The organism is Haloprofundus halophilus, assembly GCF_003439925.1.
Taxonomy (GTDB): Archaea; Halobacteriota; Halobacteria; order Halobacteriales; family Haloferacaceae; genus Haloprofundus; species Haloprofundus halophilus.
The window spans coordinates 1,008,462-1,025,272 of record NZ_QQRR01000002.1 but is presented as its reverse complement, the minus strand read 5'-3'; the positions used below and the strand labels follow the sequence as shown (position 1 = coordinate 1,025,272).

At 67.9% G+C, this 16,811-nt stretch carries 13 protein-coding genes and 1 pseudogene; 2 read left to right on the top strand and 12 right to left on the bottom strand.

Translation table 11 applies throughout. The features are described 5' to 3' along the window. Nucleotides 1–26: 26 nt before the first annotated feature. The 8 genes from DV709_RS14915 to DV709_RS14880 all read right to left on the bottom strand — a co-directional run bounded on the left by DV709_RS14915 (nucleotide 27) and on the right by DV709_RS14880 (nucleotide 10,149). Nucleotides 27–962 (bottom strand): DUF4013 domain-containing protein, encoded by a 936-nt coding sequence (locus DV709_RS14915; RefSeq protein WP_117595186.1) that lies wholly within the window; start codon nucleotides 960–962, stop codon nucleotides 27–29. Between the two features lie 84 nt (nucleotides 963–1,046). Further along, a complete protein-coding gene (locus DV709_RS14910) occupies nucleotides 1,047–1,757 on the bottom strand; it encodes a DUF4013 domain-containing protein (RefSeq protein ID WP_117595185.1) in 711 nt (236 codons plus the stop codon). A 155-nt stretch (nucleotides 1,758–1,912) separates the two neighbouring features. Next, nucleotides 1,913–4,036 (bottom strand): ribosome rescue protein RqcH, encoded by a 2,124-nt coding sequence (gene rqcH, locus DV709_RS14905; RefSeq protein WP_117595184.1) that lies wholly within the window; start codon nucleotides 4,034–4,036, stop codon nucleotides 1,913–1,915. Nucleotides 4,037–4,096: 60 nt separating this feature from the next. Then, nucleotides 4,097–4,921, bottom strand: a complete 825-nt coding sequence (locus tag DV709_RS14900) for a DUF4397 domain-containing protein (protein ID WP_117595183.1) — start codon at nucleotides 4,919–4,921, stop codon at nucleotides 4,097–4,099. Nucleotides 4,922–5,406: 485 nt separating this feature from the next. Next, nucleotides 5,407–7,116: a tRNA uridine(34) 5-carboxymethylaminomethyl modification radical SAM/GNAT enzyme Elp3 gene (locus DV709_RS14895; protein WP_117595182.1), complete on the bottom strand. Its 1,710-nt coding sequence runs from the start codon at nucleotides 7,114–7,116 to the stop codon at nucleotides 5,407–5,409. Between the two features lie 139 nt (nucleotides 7,117–7,255). Beyond that, nucleotides 7,256–7,753: a PaaI family thioesterase gene (locus DV709_RS14890; protein WP_157972754.1), complete on the bottom strand. Its 498-nt coding sequence runs from the start codon at nucleotides 7,751–7,753 to the stop codon at nucleotides 7,256–7,258. Nucleotide 7,754: 1 nt separating this feature from the next. Continuing rightward, nucleotides 7,755–9,038, bottom strand: a complete 1,284-nt coding sequence (locus DV709_RS14885; protein WP_117595180.1) for an MFS transporter — start codon at nucleotides 9,036–9,038, stop codon at nucleotides 7,755–7,757. A gap of 1 nt (nucleotide 9,039) precedes the next feature. Continuing rightward, nucleotides 9,040–10,149, bottom strand: coding sequence for a class I SAM-dependent methyltransferase (locus tag DV709_RS14880; RefSeq protein WP_117595179.1), 1,110 nt, complete (start codon nucleotides 10,147–10,149; stop codon nucleotides 9,040–9,042). Nucleotides 10,150–10,289: 140 nt separating this feature from the next. Here DV709_RS14880 and DV709_RS14875 point away from each other — a divergent pair, with 140 nt between their 5' ends. Next, nucleotides 10,290–11,150, top strand: a complete 861-nt coding sequence (locus DV709_RS14875; protein ID WP_117595178.1) for a helix-turn-helix transcriptional regulator — start codon at nucleotides 10,290–10,292, stop codon at nucleotides 11,148–11,150. 112 nt (nucleotides 11,151–11,262) lie between these two features. Here the strand turns inward: DV709_RS14875 and DV709_RS14870 are convergent, their stop codons facing one another. The 3 genes from DV709_RS14870 to DV709_RS14860 all read right to left on the bottom strand — a co-directional run bounded on the left by DV709_RS14870 (nucleotide 11,263) and on the right by DV709_RS14860 (nucleotide 14,831). Then, nucleotides 11,263–13,389, bottom strand: coding sequence for a DHH family phosphoesterase (locus DV709_RS14870; RefSeq protein ID WP_117595177.1), 2,127 nt, complete (start codon nucleotides 13,387–13,389; stop codon nucleotides 11,263–11,265). Between the two features lie 214 nt (nucleotides 13,390–13,603). Continuing rightward, a complete protein-coding gene (locus tag DV709_RS14865) occupies nucleotides 13,604–14,236 on the bottom strand; it encodes a YIP1 family protein (RefSeq protein ID WP_117595176.1) in 633 nt (210 codons plus the stop codon). 7 nt (nucleotides 14,237–14,243) lie between these two features. Next, nucleotides 14,244–14,831, bottom strand: a complete 588-nt coding sequence (locus DV709_RS14860; protein WP_117595175.1) for a thymidine kinase — start codon at nucleotides 14,829–14,831, stop codon at nucleotides 14,244–14,246. A gap of 106 nt (nucleotides 14,832–14,937) precedes the next feature. On the opposite strand from DV709_RS14860, the gene DV709_RS14855 reads away from it, so the two are divergent. Next, complete coding sequence (locus DV709_RS14855) at nucleotides 14,938–16,104, top strand: glycoside hydrolase (RefSeq protein WP_117595174.1); 1,167 nt, start codon at nucleotides 14,938–14,940, stop codon at nucleotides 16,102–16,104. Between the two features lie 233 nt (nucleotides 16,105–16,337). On the opposite strand, the pseudogene DV709_RS18425 reads toward DV709_RS14855, so the two are convergent. Beyond that, a pseudogene (locus DV709_RS18425) lies at nucleotides 16,338–16,706 on the bottom strand (NADPH-dependent FMN reductase); the annotation flags it as partial. Nucleotides 16,707–16,811: the final 105 nt, after the last annotated feature.

Sequence of the window (16,811 nt, the reverse complement as noted above, 5' to 3'; positions counted from 1 at the left end):
ACTCGTCGTCGCCGAACGGCCTCCGTCTACTCGGTCGTCTCGTCAGCCGTCAGCGCGTCGTCGGTCGTCAGCGCGTCGTCGGTCGATTCCCGTGGAGACGTTCTCTCGGCGTCGTCCGGGTTGTCGACCGGAACGGTGACTTCGAGACGATCCCCGGTGTAGGCAACGCTTCGCCCGACCTGGACCGCCGCCGTCGCTTCGGGTTCGCGTCGGGGCGTCTCGGGTTTCGGCCTCCCGCCGTCGAGTTCGGTCGCCAGGGCCGTCCGCGCGGCCCGACCGTACACCGAATACACGACGGTCTGGAGGTAGAAAACGGCGACCACGCCGACGAGAAACAGCGACAGCGGGAGGCCGACGAAGACGACGACCGACAGCAGTCCGCTCGCCAGCAGCCACCCGGTTGCGTACTCCCGGTCGACGAGGACGCGGCCGACGGTCCGCGGCGAGAACGCCGCGCCGAGCCGCCCCGTCGCTGCGTAGCTCACGAGCGCAGCCGGGTACAGGTACGCGAAGAGTGGCAGGTAGAGCACGCTGACGACCGCCGAGAGCGCCGCCGAGATGGCGATCAAACTTCCGCCAGCGTCTCCCCCGACGCCACGTAGCTGAACTGGTATCGCCGTCGCTGCGACGAGGAGCCACAGCGTGACGACCGGCAGCAAGTAGACGAATGCGACGACGTACGACCGGACTCCGTCCCGAACGAGTCCGCTCCACTGCACGAACGACGGCGCGGCGTCTCGTCTCTCGAATCCCGCTTGCATCGTCCGGACGTAGTAGCCCCGAAGCAACAGCGACGGTAGAACTGCGAGCGGGAGCGCGAGGACGGAAAGCGGCACGGTAGCGACCGCCGCCAGCCAGCCGAGCGGAAAGGCGAGAGCCAGAAGCGAGAGAAACCCACCGAAGAACAGCGTCTGAATCGCGTCGGCGGTTCGGGCCGGTGCGTTCAGCGCGTCGCGGAACATCTACTCGCACAGTCGAACCGTCGACACATAACCGTACCTCCGACGCGGTCCGTCAGAAAAAATCAAGTCGGTCGCCGGCGGCGCTCAGATGGCGGCGCGCTCGTCGGATATCTCGCCGTCGGACAGTTCACCGTCGGACAGCTCCACGGGGTGCATCTCACCCCAGGCGCGGCCGATGATGTAGTAGCCGGCGACGGCGGCGTAGAACGTGACGAACACGCCGACGACGGTGCCGAGCACCGGAACGAAGTTCAACGCGCCCGCGACGAGGCCGGCGGCGAGGAAGACGACGACCGCCGTCACCCACGCCGTCGCGTAGGTTCCGGAGGTGAGCGTCGAGCGGAGCGTTCCGGTGTCGAACGCGGCACCCATCCGGCCGGTCTCGGCGTAGTTCGCCAGTCCGGCGGGCAGCGCGTAGGCGACGGCCAACCCCGTCACGAAGACGAGGAGCGCGCCGACGAGACCGAAGAGACCGCTGACGACGCCGACGTTCCCGCCGTTGGCCGTCAGGCCGGCGAGCACCGCGAACACGACGGCCAGGACCACGGGGACGAGGCCGTACGCGAGGGCGATAGCGAACCCTTTCAGCCCGTCGACGCCCATCTCACCCCACTCGTCGAACGCGGGCGGTTCCTCGTCGCCGCGCATAGAACTGCGGACGACGCGGAGCAGATAGCCGATGACGAGGAACGTCGGGACGACGAGGAAGCCGAGCAGACTGAGGATTCCGCCGATGAGGACGTTCTTCGCCCAGTCGTCGCTGTTTCGCACGTACGAGAGTGATTCGGTAAGCATGATGTTCTCCGAGAACCCCCGCGAGTCGCTCGGGCGTTCGTGACGAACGCGACGCTCCTCGTGTAGTTCTCAGCCTCTTGATACTCCTCGTGAGGATATATCTCTTTCTCCGTGGAAAACGGATTGTCCGGGGTTCGGGACGGTTTCCCTCCCCTTTACTCGACTATCTCGCTGCCGCCCGGCGGGAGGAACTCCTGAATCTTATCCGCGCTCGCAACTTTACGGACGAACGACTGGTCGGCGAACCGCTTGCGGAGTTCGCGGTAGCACATCTGCGCCATGTCGTTCTGCGCGTAGCGACCCGGTCGGACCCGAATCGACGTTTCGGCCTGCGGTTCGATGGCCGACGGCGGTCCGCCGACGACGCGCGTCTCGGGTTCGCAGGCGATGCCGACGGCGACTTCGGCTTTCACGTCGCGGTAGTACGTCCGGTCGCCGCGAATCACGAACGACCCCTTCTCGACGTACTCGCCGCTCTCGGGCGTCTTCGACACCTGGTCGTGCGTCACCATGTACGCGTCCTCGGCGAAGCGCCCCTCCTTCCAGACGGAGGCGTAGGAGACGGCGAACTGCGCGGCCTCCTCCCTGCTCCGCTCGGGTATCTCCACGTCGCGGGCGGGCTCGCTCGGGCCGGTCGCTTTCAGAATCGTCACCGGGCCGCCGCGGGCCTGCGTGTGGAAGAAGAGGTCCCCTTTGCCGAGATACTTCTTCACCAGCTCCTCGTTCTGGTCGGCGTTGCGCCCGCCGATGACGAGGAAGTCGTCGCTGGTGCGGAACCAGCGGAACCGCTCGAACCAGTGGTCCTGCTGGCGAATCGGCACCGACTCCCGTGAGAGCCAATCTATCTCCTCGCGTTCGTCGTCCTCGTCGTCGTCGGCCGCTTCGTCCTCGTCGTCGGCCTCCCACTCCTCGCGGCGTTTTTCGAGCGCCTCCAGCTGTTCGCGGGTGTTCTCGATGGCTTCGAGCGCGCCCTCCTTCTTCTCCTCGACGCGCTTTGCCTCCTTGTACAGCCGGTCGGCGTTCTTCTCGACGCCCATCGACACGTCGAGCGTCACCGTCGTGTCGTCGAGTGCGACGGTGACGGTGCCGTTCGCGCCGTCGACGCCGCGGACGGCCTCGGCCGCGTCGATTCCCTGTTCCTTCCCCTCCTCGAACTTCTCGCCGATCTCGTCCCACGGAACGCCCTGCTCGCGCGCGCCGCGTATCGTCGTCAGAATCTCGTTCACGAGGTCGTAGCGCGCGTACACCTGTTCGGCGCGCTCGCGTTCCTCCTGCGCCTGCTCGTCGAAGCCGCTGATAGCGCCCTCCTGCTGTTCGACGATGCGCTTTTTCTTCTCTATCTCCTCTTCGAAGTCGGGTCTGCCGGTGTCGCCGGCGGCCCCGCTCCCGCCGCTCCCGTCGTCGTCGCTGCGGTCGAGGCGGTAGAAGTACTCGTCGAGCGCCTCGTTGAACGAGTCGTACGCCTCGGCGTCCAACCCTTCGGATTCGTGCTCTTCGAGCGAGAAGGGGGTCACGTCGACGACGGCGTCGTCTTCGAGGTAGACGCGCGGGTCGAACTCCCCCTGGGTGAGTTGGTCTCGAAGTCGGCCGAGCGCGTCGTACAGTTTCTCGTACTGCTCGTCGCCCGCGTCGGCGATGTCGAGCGTCTTCTCGACGCCCGCGCGACTGCACACCTCCTCGGCGTAGAGGCCGCCGAGGTTGAGCTGCGTCGCGAGCGTCCGCACGACGTCGGTGTCGGAGTCGTCCATCTTGTGCGCGAACGCCTCGTAGCGCACGTCGAGGGGGTTCACCCGCGAGTTCGGGAACTCGTACTGACTCCCCGGCGCGACGGTCCGCGATTTGAGCCGCACCGTCGAGAGGCTGCTCACCACTTCGCGGTTCTCGTCCAGGACGGCGACGTTTCCTTGACCGAACAGTTCCGCGACGATCTCCGTGTCGGCGTCCGGTCGCTCGAAGCGGAAGACGAGAATCCGGTCGAACTCGAACTGCTCGACGCCGGCGAAGTCCGCGCCCGACAGGCGGTTGCGGAGCATCTTCGCGAAGTTCGGTGGGCGGCCGGGGGCGTCCGGCACGTGCTCTGCGGCGGCGACGTGCGCGCGCTTGACGTCGCCGACTTCCACGAGCAGCTCGACGCGGCCGCGGTCGAAATCCCGCATCTTGAGGCGCAGGAGGTCGTCGCCGTACAGGTAGGCCTTGTCGACCTTCGCGCCCTCGTATCGGCGCAGCTCGGTGACGAGCGCGGCGAGGTCGATGCTCGAAAGCTCCCGCTTTGGGTCCATGTCGTTCGGTTCCCGCGGCGGCAAAAAAGGCGTGTCGTTCCCGCGACCGCTCGTCGGCGTCTATTCGGTCGTCCCGAAGAACAGCTCGAAGTCGCGGTTACCGAGCTCGTCGACGATCTCCTGCGGCGGTTCGAGGTAGCCGGAGGCGAAGGCGGTGTAGCTGACGCCACCGTCGAGTGCGACGGGAACGCTCGCTACCACGTCGCCGTCGTTGCTCGGCGTCGCGGCGCGAATCTGCAGGGTGTACTCGGTCGCCGGCACCGGCAGCGGGTCGCTCGCGTTACCGAAACTGAGCCCGTCGATGAGCGTCAGTTCGGCCTGGTCCTCGTCGGTGAACCGGAGTTGGCTCTCCGGAATACCCATCACCAGCTCCGGCGGGAGCATCCGTAGCTGCCGGTTGAGCTGTTCGTCCTCGACGACGGCCGTCACGTCGACCGGTGGCGCGTCGGGCGCCGCGTGCACTGCTTGCGCGACCGCTAACGCCTGTCCCGCCTGACCGTGGATGACCGGCGTCCGCGTAACGAGCGGCTGGATGCTTCCGTCGCTCACCTGCCCGATGGCAGCCAGCGAGTAGTTACCCTTCTCGAGTGAGACCTCCTGGTCTATCACCGCTTGGTCTTCGCCGGCACCCGCGGGGGCGATGGCGATCTGGTACGTCCCGGCCGGGACCGACAGGTACGGACTGACGTCCTGGAACTCCAGACCTTCGACCGCGGCGTCGCCGTCTATGTAGACGTCGACGGCTGGCGCGTCTGGCGACGCGTGGACCGCCCTCGCCCGGACGGTTTGCTGCTGCTGTGCGGCGACGGTTTGGGACCCCGCTCCCAACGCTAGTGCGCTCCCCCCGAGAACTTTCAGTGCTGTTCGACGTGACGTGTCTATCATTTCGAGTTTCCTCCATGCAGTATCTGGTGTTCTACCATCAAAAGTCTCTACTACTTCAAAAATTTTGGAAATTGTGGCGAACAAATTGGTTCATTTGGCAGTTCTTCCGCAGTGACGTACAATAATCGACAACGGTATCTCAGAGAAGTGGCACGGTCCGTTCGCGAGACGGTCTCGTCCGCGTGCGGCCGTCCGTCTCCGCTCCTCCTCGGCCCGTTCGCTCGTTTCACTCGCTCACGGAGCGGCGTCGAGGACAGCTACAGCCGCTTGCTGACGTACGGACCGTCCTGGTGGTAGCCCATCTTCTCGCGGTAGTACTGCCGGACGCCGATGCCACGACGACCTTTTGCGCTACGGGCCGCAAGCGGCCCTCGGCAAAAGCTCGGCCAAAAGCGCTCGTCGGTCACTCCGACGCCGGTGGCGTCTCCGCTCCTCCTCGACCCGTTCGCTCGTTTCACTCGCTCACGGAGCGGTGACGAGGACAGCTACAGCCGCTTGCTGACGTACGGTCCGTCCTGATGGTAGCCCATCTTCTCGCGGTAGTACTGCCGGACGCCGATGCCGGAGATGACCGAAATCTTCTCGAATCCGGCGTCTGTGGCGATATCCTCGGCCTCTCTCAACAGCTTCTTCCCGTAGCCCTTGTGCTGCCATTCGCCCTCCGCACCGATGCCCGCCTCGCTCCCGTAGACGTGGAGTTCGCGGACGAGCGCCGCGTCTTCGAGTTCGCGACGCACCGGGTCGCGCGCGGAGAGTTCCGCGCCGCCGTCGGGGGCGGCGTGCGAGTACGACGGGAAGCGGAGCCGACAGAAGCCGACGAGTAAGTCCTGTTCGGTGTCCTCGAAACTGATGAACTTCTCGACGCCGCCGCCGGCTTCGTACGTCATCACGTCGAGTTCCACGTCCTCCGGGTTGGGGTTCGCCTCGTTCATCCCCACCTCGCGGGCGCGGATGTCGCGGAGTTCGATTCCTCGCTCTTCGGCGCGCTGTTCGGCCAACTGACGCAGGTTCGACTTCCAGACCCCGGCGTCGATGAAGTCCGCGGGGATGTCGCGCTGGACGCGCTGGAGGCGCGTGTACTTCGGAATCTTCCCCATCGCCTCGGCGACGATGTCGGCGGCCTCCTCGTTCGTCAGCGGGTCGAAGTCGTCGCGCCGCCACCAGTCGTAGATGCGCGTCCCGCGGACCACGAGCGTCGGGTAGATTTTGAGGTAGTCGGGTCGCCACTGCGGGTTCTCGAACAGCTGGCGGAAGTCCTCGATGCACATCTCGCGGGTCATCCCCGGCTGACCGGGCATCATGTGGAAGCCGACCTTGAACGCCGCGTCGCGGAGGCGGCGGTTGGCGTCGATGGAGGCCTGATTGCCGTGGCCGCGGTGCATCTCGCGGTTGATGCGCTCGTACGTCGTCTGGACGCCGACTTCCACCTTCGTCGCGCCCAGGTCGAGCATTCTGTCTATCTGCTCGGGGTCGCACCAGTCGGGTTTGGTCTCGAACGTCGTCCCGATGTTCCGGATGTCTCCGGTTTCGTTCTCGGCGATGACGTCCTCCAGGTAGCGGAACTCGACCTCGTCGGGGTCGGGCTTGAACGACTGGTCCTCGGCGGGCGCCGGCTCTTCGTCGAGGTCGTAGTCGTTCATCGCCTCCAGCGCGCGCTTGACGAACCACTCCTGGTAGTCGTGGCTCCGCGCAGTCATCGTCCCGCCCATCAGGATGAGTTCGACCTTGTCGACGGGGTGGCCGATGTGCCGGAGCTGTTCGAGCCGGAGCGTCACCTGCCCGTACGGGTCGTAGTCGTTCTGCACCCCGCGGGCGGCGGCGGGTTCGTGGCCGGTGTAGCTCTGCGAGGAGGAGAACTCCGACGCCGGCCCGCCGGGGCAGTACAGACACTTCCCGTGCGGGCACATCTCGGGAGACGTCATGATGGCGACCGGCGAGACGCCCGACGCCGTCCGCACGGGTTTCCGGCGGACGACCTCCTTCACGTCGTCGCGGTGCTCGTCGGGCGCGTGTTCGAGAATCTCGGCGTTCTTCGGCACCTTCGGCGAGGAGAACTCCGAGCAGACGCTCAGCTTCTCGGATTCGAGGTCGTCGCGGTCGATCTCGCCGTCGACGATGCGTCGGGCGAGTTCGGCACACGCCTCGCGGAACGCTTCGGGTTCCTCTTCGGAGGCGTCGGGGCTGTCGGTACTCATCGCGTCGGTGGGACCTCCGCGTGGGCGACGAGTCGATTCATTACCTCCGTGTCGTCGGTTTTCGGGGTTAAGGGTGTCGCTCCCGGGGGCGACGGTCGAGCGTCGAGCGCAGAGTGCCGAGCGTCGACGGCCGCGGGCGTCAGGCGACCCGCACCGCGACGACGGTCCCCGTCGCCGTCACCTCGCCCTCGGGGCCGAGTTCGCTCCGGATACGCATCCGCCGACCCACGTCGCCGTCGACCCACGCGCGGAGACGAATCGGTCGGTCCAGCGGCGTCGGTCGCCGATACTCGACGCGCAACTCGGCGGTGACGTAGGCGACGTGCGGGTCGCTGTCGAGCGGTATCCCCTCGGCCTGTGCCGCGAACGTCATCGCGGTCCATATCGAGTGGCAGTCGAGCAGCGAGGCGACGTAGCCGCCGTACATCACGTTCGGCGCACCCGCGTTGTACCGAGCGTCGGGGTCGACCGTTGCCACCAGCGACTCGCCGTCGTCGCTCAGATAGCTGTGCAGGTGGTGGCCGTGCGGGTTCGCCGGGCCGCAGCCGTAGCAGGTCAACTCCGGCCACGACGACTGGACGGGGATGTCGGCGGCGGTGAACGGCGGAGAACCGTCCTCGCGTCGTTTGGCGGCCATTTCAGCGCGCCTCCGACGCGGTGACGGCCTCGTCGACGACCGCCTCGTCGGCCGCATCGTCGACGACGCGGCCGGTCAGCACCGCGAGCGCAACGGCGCAAACGAGCGACGCGACGCCCGCAGCCAGAAGCAACGTCGCGTAGCCGGCCGCGACGGCGACGCCGGCGAAGACGACGGGTCCGGCGGCGCGCCCGAGGAACGTGGCGCTGTTGCGCAGACTGAGCGCACCGGCGCGGAAGTGCGTCGGGACGAGCCGACTCACCTCGGCGTCGACGGAGGGGAGGACGAGCCCCGCACTCGCGCCGACGAACAGCACGCCGACGCCGACGACGAGCACGCCCGAAACCGCCGACGCGGGGCCGAGGCCAGTAGCGCCCCACGCGATGACGAGGCCGACGGCCGCGCAGGCGAAGCCGGCGGCCACGAGCGTCCCGTTGGAGGCGTGCGCCGCGAACCGGCCGTTGGCCGCCGAGACGCCGACGGCGACCACCTCCGCCGCGGTCAGCGTCAGCCCGACGAGAAGCGGCGTGAGCGCGAACGTTCCCGTCAGGAGAAACGGCAGCGTCGTCAGCACCGCGCCGAAGAAGAGGAACTCCGCGGCGAACGTCGCGACGTAGTACACGACGGTTCCGGAGGCGACGAGCGACGCCGCGACGCCGCGAAGGTACCGGACTGGTCCCTCGTCCTCGGGTTCAGTGTCGTGTTCGAGATCGGCGAGGGCGAACCACGCGACGACCGCAAGCGGCACGGCCAGCAGGTAGGCGAGAAACGGGACGTTCCAGCCGTAGGCGACGAGCGCGCCGCCGACGATGGGAAACGCCGCCGCGCCCGCCGACAGCAACGCCGTGTTCGCGCCGAGGACGGCGTTGCGCTGGACGCCGTCGAACGCGTCGCCGATGATGGTGACGGTCGTGATGAACACCCCCGCCGCCGCGGTCCCGCCGACGAGGCGGAGCGCGAGCACCGTCGCGAAGTCGGCGGCGACGTACACCGCGCCGCCGGAGAGACCGAAGACCAGGAGGCTCACGACGAGCACGCGCCGCCGGCCGATTCGGTCGGCGAGCATCCCGATGAACGGCGAGAGGACGATGCCCGTCAGGAAGTACGCGGTGATGAGCAGGCTCGCCGCGGCGTCCGTCACGCCGAAGACGTCTCTGATGACCGGCAGCGCCGGACTGACCAAGGGGACGCCCAGCGGCGCGAGCAGCGTGCTCGCGAGGACGACCTGGACGACCGGCGAGCGCCACGGGACCGACGCCTTTTCCGTGGAAGCCGTCGCGCTCATCTCAGGCCTCCAGGCGGTAGAACCGCCAGAACTCGTTCTCGATCGGCAGCACCTCGAACGTCCCGAAGCCCGCCTCCTCGGCGTAGCCGCGGAGCGTCTCGGTTCGCATCACGGTCCCCGTCGCGGCCGAGTGCTCGCCGACGCGCCCGACGGGCAGGCAGTGGAAGACGCTGCAGCCGTAGAGGAACTGCTCCATCTCGCCCGCGTCGGCGCTGAACTCGTCGCCGACGCGTTCGTCCATCACGACGACGACGCCGTCGCCGTTGGCGAGGCGGCGCATCGTCGCCAGCGCGCCGACCGGGTCGGCCATGTCGTGGACGCATTCGAAGGCGGTGACGAGGTCGTACGTGCCTTCTAACTCCGGGTCGCTGGCGTCGCGCACCTCGAACGTGACGCGGTCCGCGACGCCGTACGCCTCGGCGTTCCGTCTCGCCGCGTCGATAGACGCCTCGTCGAGGTCGTAGCCGTCGACTCTGACGTTCGGGTACGCCTGCGCGATACCGACGCTTGACCACCCGTGGCCGCAGCCGATGTCGGCGACGCGGGCGGGCGTCTCCGAGGAGAGTCGCTCGTGAACGTCGGGGATGCTCGGTAGCCACTCTTCGCCGAGCAGGTAGAGGAACGCCGGGCGGTTCATCGCCGCCTGCCCCTCGTGGAGGTCAGCCCCGTAGTCGGCGAAGGCGACGCCCTCGCCGGTGCGGTAGGCGTCGACGACATCCTCTAAGGGACCGACGAGGCCGGCGGCCGCCTGCGCCAGCGGCGCGAGGTAGTAGAGGCTGTCGGCGTCGACGAGAACGGGTTCGTGCGCTTCGGGGAGCGAGTAGCGTCGCTCGTCCGCCGGGGCGCGCTCGTCGTCGACGGCGAGGACGTTCGAGACGGTCTGGTGTTCGAGCCACTCGCGGACGTACCGCTCGTCGGTTCCGGTGCGCGCGGCGAGTTCGGCGGACGTCTGCGCTCCCGCAGCCGCGAGCGCGTCGTACAGTTCGAGTCGCGTTCCGAGGTAGACGCTGAACAGCGTGAGGGCCGCGTTCGTGCCGGCGAACAGTTCCTCGGCGAGCGCTTCGGTCCGGTCGGTCGGGGTCGGTGTCGTCGTGTCGGCTGTCTCTGCCATAGAGAATCGGAGGCGACCGACCCTGCTATAGTTAATTTCTGAGAGTAATACTCCGAGAAGCGACGTGTCTCGACCCCTGAGACAAGGGTTATGGCGTGACACGGCCTCCGATTCTGTGAGGGCACCTCACGGGGGAGACAATGAACGGAACATCGCTATTCGAGGAGCTACTCCAGCAGTCGTACGCGCTCCGGCGGGACTCGCTGGAGCGAGAGACCGGACGCCGACGACTGGAGACGGACGAACTGCTGGACGTGCTCCGACACCGGGAACTTCTGGAACTGCTCATCGAGGGGCCGTCGGACAGGCGGGACATCCAGACGCAGTTGGGCGTCTCGCGCGCGACCAGCCACCGATTCACGCGTTGGCTCGAACAACAGGGGTTGGCCGAGCGTCGCGACGGCCTTTGGGGTCTCACCGGGCACGGGGAGACGGTCGCCGAGGAGGTGCTTCGCTTCGAGCGGAACCTCCGCGCGGCGGCCCGACTCGAACCGCTCTTGGAGTGTATCTGCCCCGACCACAAGGAGTTCATCATCGAACCGTTCGCCGACGCCGTCGTGACGACGCCGACGCCCGAGGACCCCTACAAACCCGTCGAACGGTTCCTCTCACTCCTGGAGAACAGCAACACCTTCCGCGGGTTCAACACGACGCACATGGTCCCGCCGGGCGTCGGGCGATTCTACGCCTCGCTGTTCGACGACACCGAGACCGAGTTAATCTACCTCCCCGTCGTCGTCGAGACGCTCCGCTCGACGCACCCCGAGCAGGTCGCCGACGCCATCGGACACGGACACCTCGCGTTGCGGACCCGCGAGGCGCTCCCGTACGGCCTCGCCATCTTCGACGGCCGCGTCGGTATCGGCGGTTACGACGACGAGACCGGGACGATGCGCGTCTTCGTCGACACCGACGACGGTATCGCCCGCGAGTGGGCGCGCCGCGTCTTCGAGGCGTACCGCCGCGACTCGGTACCGCTGGAATCGACGGTCGAGACGTGACGGCGCGACCGCTGTCGAACGCGGCTGGTGCGGCGAGAAAGGAGCGGTGAGAAGAGAGACGGAGACGAGAGGGGGAGAGACAGAGACGAGAGAAGGTGCGTTTCGACCCCGTCTACGCCAGTTGCTCGGCGACGGCTTCGACGACGGCTTCCTTCACCTGTTCGCGGCGACCCGAGAGGAACTCGATGCGGCCCTCGCGGATGCCGACGGCCGTGATTCCGGCCTCGGGGGCGCGTTCGCGCGCGGCCTCGGCGACCGCTCGGAGGTCCACGTCGGCGGTGCTGCGGAGGTAGAGTTCGTCCATGGCGACGCCGACGGTGACGAATTTCTCGCCCTCGCGCTCGCGGCGGTGGAGTTCGTCGAGAAGCAGCGCCGTCGGTGGGAAGTCGAAGCGGTGGGTGTACGCGTCCGTGTCGAGGACGGCGAACTGCACGCCCTCAGCCTCGCGGGATTCGAGGTTCGCCTTCGCCGTCTCGACTTCCGCGTCGAGTTTCAGGCGGAACTGCTCGGAGACGTGGCTGGCGAGGTTACCCGCGTTCTCGCCCTCGCCGTCGGGCGTGACGCCGTTGTCGAACAGCAGGTCCGTGATGAGTTCGCGCTTGTCCTCGTAGGACTGGTAGTACGCCTCCAGCGCGACGGCCTCGCGGAGTTCGCGGACGTACGTCTCGTCGTAGCCCGCGTCCGTCGCGGCGTCGAGGTACGCCTGCGGGGCGTCCTCCCAGTAGCTCACCGCGGGGAGGTGGCGCAGGTCGTCGCGCACGTCGTCGTTGACGGCGGCGGCGAGGTTGGCGACGAGCGCGCCCGTCGAGAGGTCCGACGCGTCGGCGTCGGCGAGCACCGGCGAGACGAGCACGTCGGTGGACTCCTCTATCTCGGCGTCGACGGCGGCGGCGTCGGCGACGACGCGCTTGGCGCCGTAGATGCTCAGCAGGTCGAGTCCGTCGCTGGATTCGACCGTCGAACCCGTGCCGACGAGGAGGACGAGCGGCAGTTTCTCGCCGTGTCGGTCGCGGTCCTGCAGCATCCGAGTCACGTCGTTGGTCGCGGCGTCCATGCCGTAGACGGCCTCTTCGAGCGGGCGTCGGTCGAAGTAGTGGTACTCGGCGTCGGATTTGGCGTGCTCCTCGCGGATGAGCGGGAGCACGGCGCGCTCGACGGCCGCGCCGGCGACGTAGCCGTCGGCGGTGGCGGTGTGGCGGACGATGATGGGGCGGGACTCGAAGACGGCGCGGCGAATCTCCTCGGCGGCGTCCTGCAACTGGGTGCCGACCGCGGCGATGGCGTCGTGGTCGGCGAGCGGCGTCACGTCGTCGGGGCGCGCGCGGCCGCGGAGCGCGTCGTCGAGGCGGGACTGGACCGTCTCGGCGTCGTCGCCCTCGAGGGAGACGAGCGCCTCGGTTTCGACCTGAATCTCGTTGTGGCGGAGTTCGACCTCGCCGTCGAGGCGAACGACCGACCCGACGTCGACCTCGGGGTAGGCGCGGACGCCCGCCTCGACGAACGCGGCGGCGTCGACGACGCCCGTCTCGTCGCGGACCTCGAAGACGGTCGGTCCGCCGGTCTGCTGGGCGCTGACGACCTCGCCCTCGATGCGGACGGTCTGGCCGACGCGGTCACTCAGCGTGCCGATCTCGACCCGTTCGTAGTCGGCGGTGGGTTCGGCCTCGCGTGCGTCGCCGGTTCGGTCGTCGGCCCCGCTGTTCTCGCTGCTCTCGCTGCTCTCCTTGCTTCCGTCGCTTTTGCCGTTCTCGTCGCTTTTGCCGTTCTCGTCGCTTTCGCTGCTCTCGTCGCGGGAAGCGCTGCCGTGTCGGACCGTCGGCGTCTCGACTTCGTCCTCCGCGTCGCCGCTCTCGTCGCTCTCCTCCGCGTCGTGGTCACCGTCTGCGTCCTGGACGAGCGCACCGCGGAAGTCGCGCTCGGACTGGCGAATCGACCAACCGAGGTCGATGTTGCCGTTGTCGCGGACGTTCTTGACCTGCACGAAGACGGTGTCTCCGGGCTCCCAGTCGAGACTCTCCAATCGACGGTCCAGCTCGCTGCGGTGGAGCAGACCGGTGACGCCCGACGCGAGGTCGACGAACACGCCGAAGTCGGCGTAGCCGTCGACGACGCCGCTGTAGAAGCGGCCGGGGGTTAGTTGTGAAGCTTCGTTACCACGGAACTCGAACACGACGTCCTCCTGGTGGCTGTCGCAAATTCGGCCCTCGACGGGCGTGCCGCAAATGATACACGTACCCATTTGCTCGGAGAAAATGGCCCCGCCCTAAAACGGTTGTCGAAAGTCCTCTGCGAGCGAGCGGCGAGGCGAACCGCGACGACGCGCCGCGTTCGAGCGAACGCTCGCTCACGCGGGTCGGCGCTGACCCCGACGGAGTCTGTCGATTCCCGGACTAATTCTCAGATTCCGCGTCGCCCTCGCGGTGCGCCGACGGTCGCCGTACCGGCCGAGACGCTCAGATGAGCGTCAGCGAGCGGAGCAGTTCCTCGGCGAGCGCCACGAGCGGACCGAGCCCACGGAAGGCGAAGCCGAAGACGAACGCCGACGGAATCGCCGAGACGAGCGCCGCCCGAAACAGCGACGTCCGGTGTATCTCGCTGATGCCGATGGTCAGGAGTCCGGCCCCGTAGAGCGCGCAGACGACCCGGAGTTCCGGTATCGGGACGCCGGCGAACACGCACGGCGCGGTCGCGTACGCGATGGTCTGGACCGTCTCGCTGACGCCCGCGCGGTCCCGAACCGCGAGGACGAGAAGCACCGTCTGCAGCGCCGCCGTCAGGTGAAGCGTCGCGGGCGCGACGAACAGCGCGACGACCAACAGTACGAGGAGGCTCGTCACCGCTCGGCTGTCGGCGACGAGGGGGACGAGTTCCGTCCCCAGCACCGTCTCGCTGGAGAACGCGAGCATCCCGCCGACGAAGCAGAGCGCGACCAGCACGCCGAACACCAGCCCCGGTGCCTGGTCGCCGGGGGCGACGCCGTTGCGGAAGAAGCGCCGCGGGCGAATCAGCACCTCGACCCACGCGCGGGCGAGGCCGCGCGGGCCGCGGTCGCGACCGTTCCGGGGATTCTCCACCCACGTAGTCACGGTCGACCTAGTCGCTCCGGAGGGTATGACAGTTCCGACAGCGCGCCTCGTACGACTCCTCGGCGCCGACCATGATGGTGGGGTCGTCGACGTGGGCGGGTTCGCCGTCGATGAGCCGCTGGTTCCGCGTCGCCGGTTCGCCGCAGACCGTACAGATCGCCTGTAGCTTGTCGACGTACTCGGCCAGCGCCATCAACTGCGGAACCGGGTCGAACGGTTCGCCGCGGAACGTCTGGTCGGTTCCGGAGACGATGACGCGGCGGCCGTCGGCGGCGAGCGCCTCGCACACCTCGACCAGCGTCTCCGAGAAGAAGTTCGCCTCGTCGACGGCGACGACCTGCTCGCCGTTGAGGTCGTCGAGCATCTGCCAGACGCCCTCGCCCTCGTTGTCGACGACGGCCGCCTCCCACTGCCGACCGTTGTGCGACCCGATGGTCGTCTCGCCGTAGCGGTCGTCGATGGCCGGTTTGAACACCGCCACCTCCTGTCCCGCGATCTCGGCGCGACGGAGGCGTCGCAGCAGTTCCTCGGTCTTTCCGGAGAACATGGAGCCGGTGATGAGTTCGACCCATCCGCTCCGGGTGATGGCGTGCATGAGGTGTCCTCGGTGCGAGCGAGACCAAAACGATTGTCTTCTTCGTCGGACTGTCGTCGCATCGCACCGAACCGATAACCGACTCCGAGTGGCACCCGTCAACACCATGACGACCGCCAGCGACCGAGCTCTCTCGGACGTTCGGGGCGCGGTGTACGTCCCCGCGCGGGCGTTCAACGCCTACCAGTTCTGGGAGGCGTACGACCCCGACGAGACCGAGCGCGACTTTCGCCTCGCCAAGCGACTGAACCGCGACGCACTCCGCCTCTTTCTCAGCTACGAGTACTGGTTCGACGCCCCCGAGGCGATGGAACGACGCGTCGACAACCTGCTGTCGACCGCCGAGGAGGAGGGACTTCGAATCGTCCCGATTCTCTTCGAGAGCGCGGGCGAGGAGCCGACGCGCGAACGCCGTCGCGACCGCGACCCGCACACCGCCTGCGCCGTCCGGTCGCCGTCGCACGACGTCATCAACGACGAGAGTCGGTGGAGCGGTCGAGACGACGGCCGCGGAAGCGGGGACGGCGACGACCGAGACGGCGGCGTCCTCTCGGAGGCGAAGCGGGCGCTCGGCCTCGGCGACGACGCGACACACGCCGAGGAAGGACGCGACGGCGACGACCGATTCGGTCGGCGAGCGGGCGGTCCGCGCGAGTACGTCGAGTGGTTCGTCGACCGCTACGGCGACGACGACGCGCTGCTCGCGCTCGAAATCATGAACGAACCCGGCGACTGGGACCGACGCCTGAAGTTCGCGCGTCGGATGCTCCGCGTCGCCGACGACAACCGAGCGGACGTGCCGCTGACGATGGGCTGTAAGGGTCTCAGATACAACGCGCTGTACGACGAGCCCGAACTCGACGTGTTCCAGTTCCACCTCAACCTACCGCCGACGGCGAAAAAGATGGAGGAGCGGATGCAGAACGCCCGCGAGTTCGCCGACGACCACGGCAGACCGGTGTGGCTCACCGAGTGGCAGCGTACGCGCAAAGAGCCGCCGAACAAGTTCCTCCCGAACTACGCGTCGCTCGCCGGGACCATCCGCGATGGCCCCGTCGACGGCGACTTCTTCTGGTCGCTCATGCTGAAACCGGCGTACCTCCCCGACCAGCGCGAGAAGGGCCGAATCAACGGCGTCTTTCACCGAGACGGCAGCGTCTACTCGGCGGTCGACGCGCGAGCGCTCGCGGGCGACGATTCGGCGGAGTTCGAGGAGCGACGCCGACAACCGTCGTGGTTGCCGGCGGACCTCACCCGCGCCGAGACGGACTGAGTTCTCTGCCCGAGTCACTCCGCGGAGCGTTCGCCCGCGCCGACGTTCTGGTCGCTCTCGAACGTCGGCGGGTCGGGTTCGATGGTCGCGTACTCGACGACGCGCCGTCCGAGCGTGGCGACGCGCGAGTCGAGTCGCTCGTCGACGAACTCCCCGTCCTCGAACGCGCCACTGGCGCGCGGGACGGCGACCTGGTGCGGGAGCACCCAGGCGTTGAACGCCCGGCAGACCGAGCGGAGGTGGTCGAGCGCCGTCACCGGGAACGCGCCGCCGGCGACGGCGAGCAGTCCGACCGTCTTCCCCTCGAACTCGTCGAACCGGCAGTAGTCGAGCGCGTTCTTCAGCACGCCCGAGTACGACCCATGGTACACCGGCGTCCCGAGCAAGACCGCGTCCGCTTCGCGGAGCGTTCGACGCAACCGCTCGGCGTCGCCCGCGGTCCGCTCGTCGGCGTCCAGCATCGGGAGGTCGAACTCCCGAAGGTCGACCAGTTCACCGGTTCCGCCGGCCTCTTCGGCGGCTTCGAGCGCGCGCTGCAGCGACAGTCGGGTGTAGCTTCGCTCTCGGAGACTCCCGCAGACGGCGACGACGTGTGTCGGCATGACGAGTTCTCGGATGCCGCCCGACAAAACTGTACGGCCGAGTAGTCGTCACCCCACACTCATCCCTCCGAGCGTCGTCGCCGTCGAGGAGGCCGTCGCCGAACT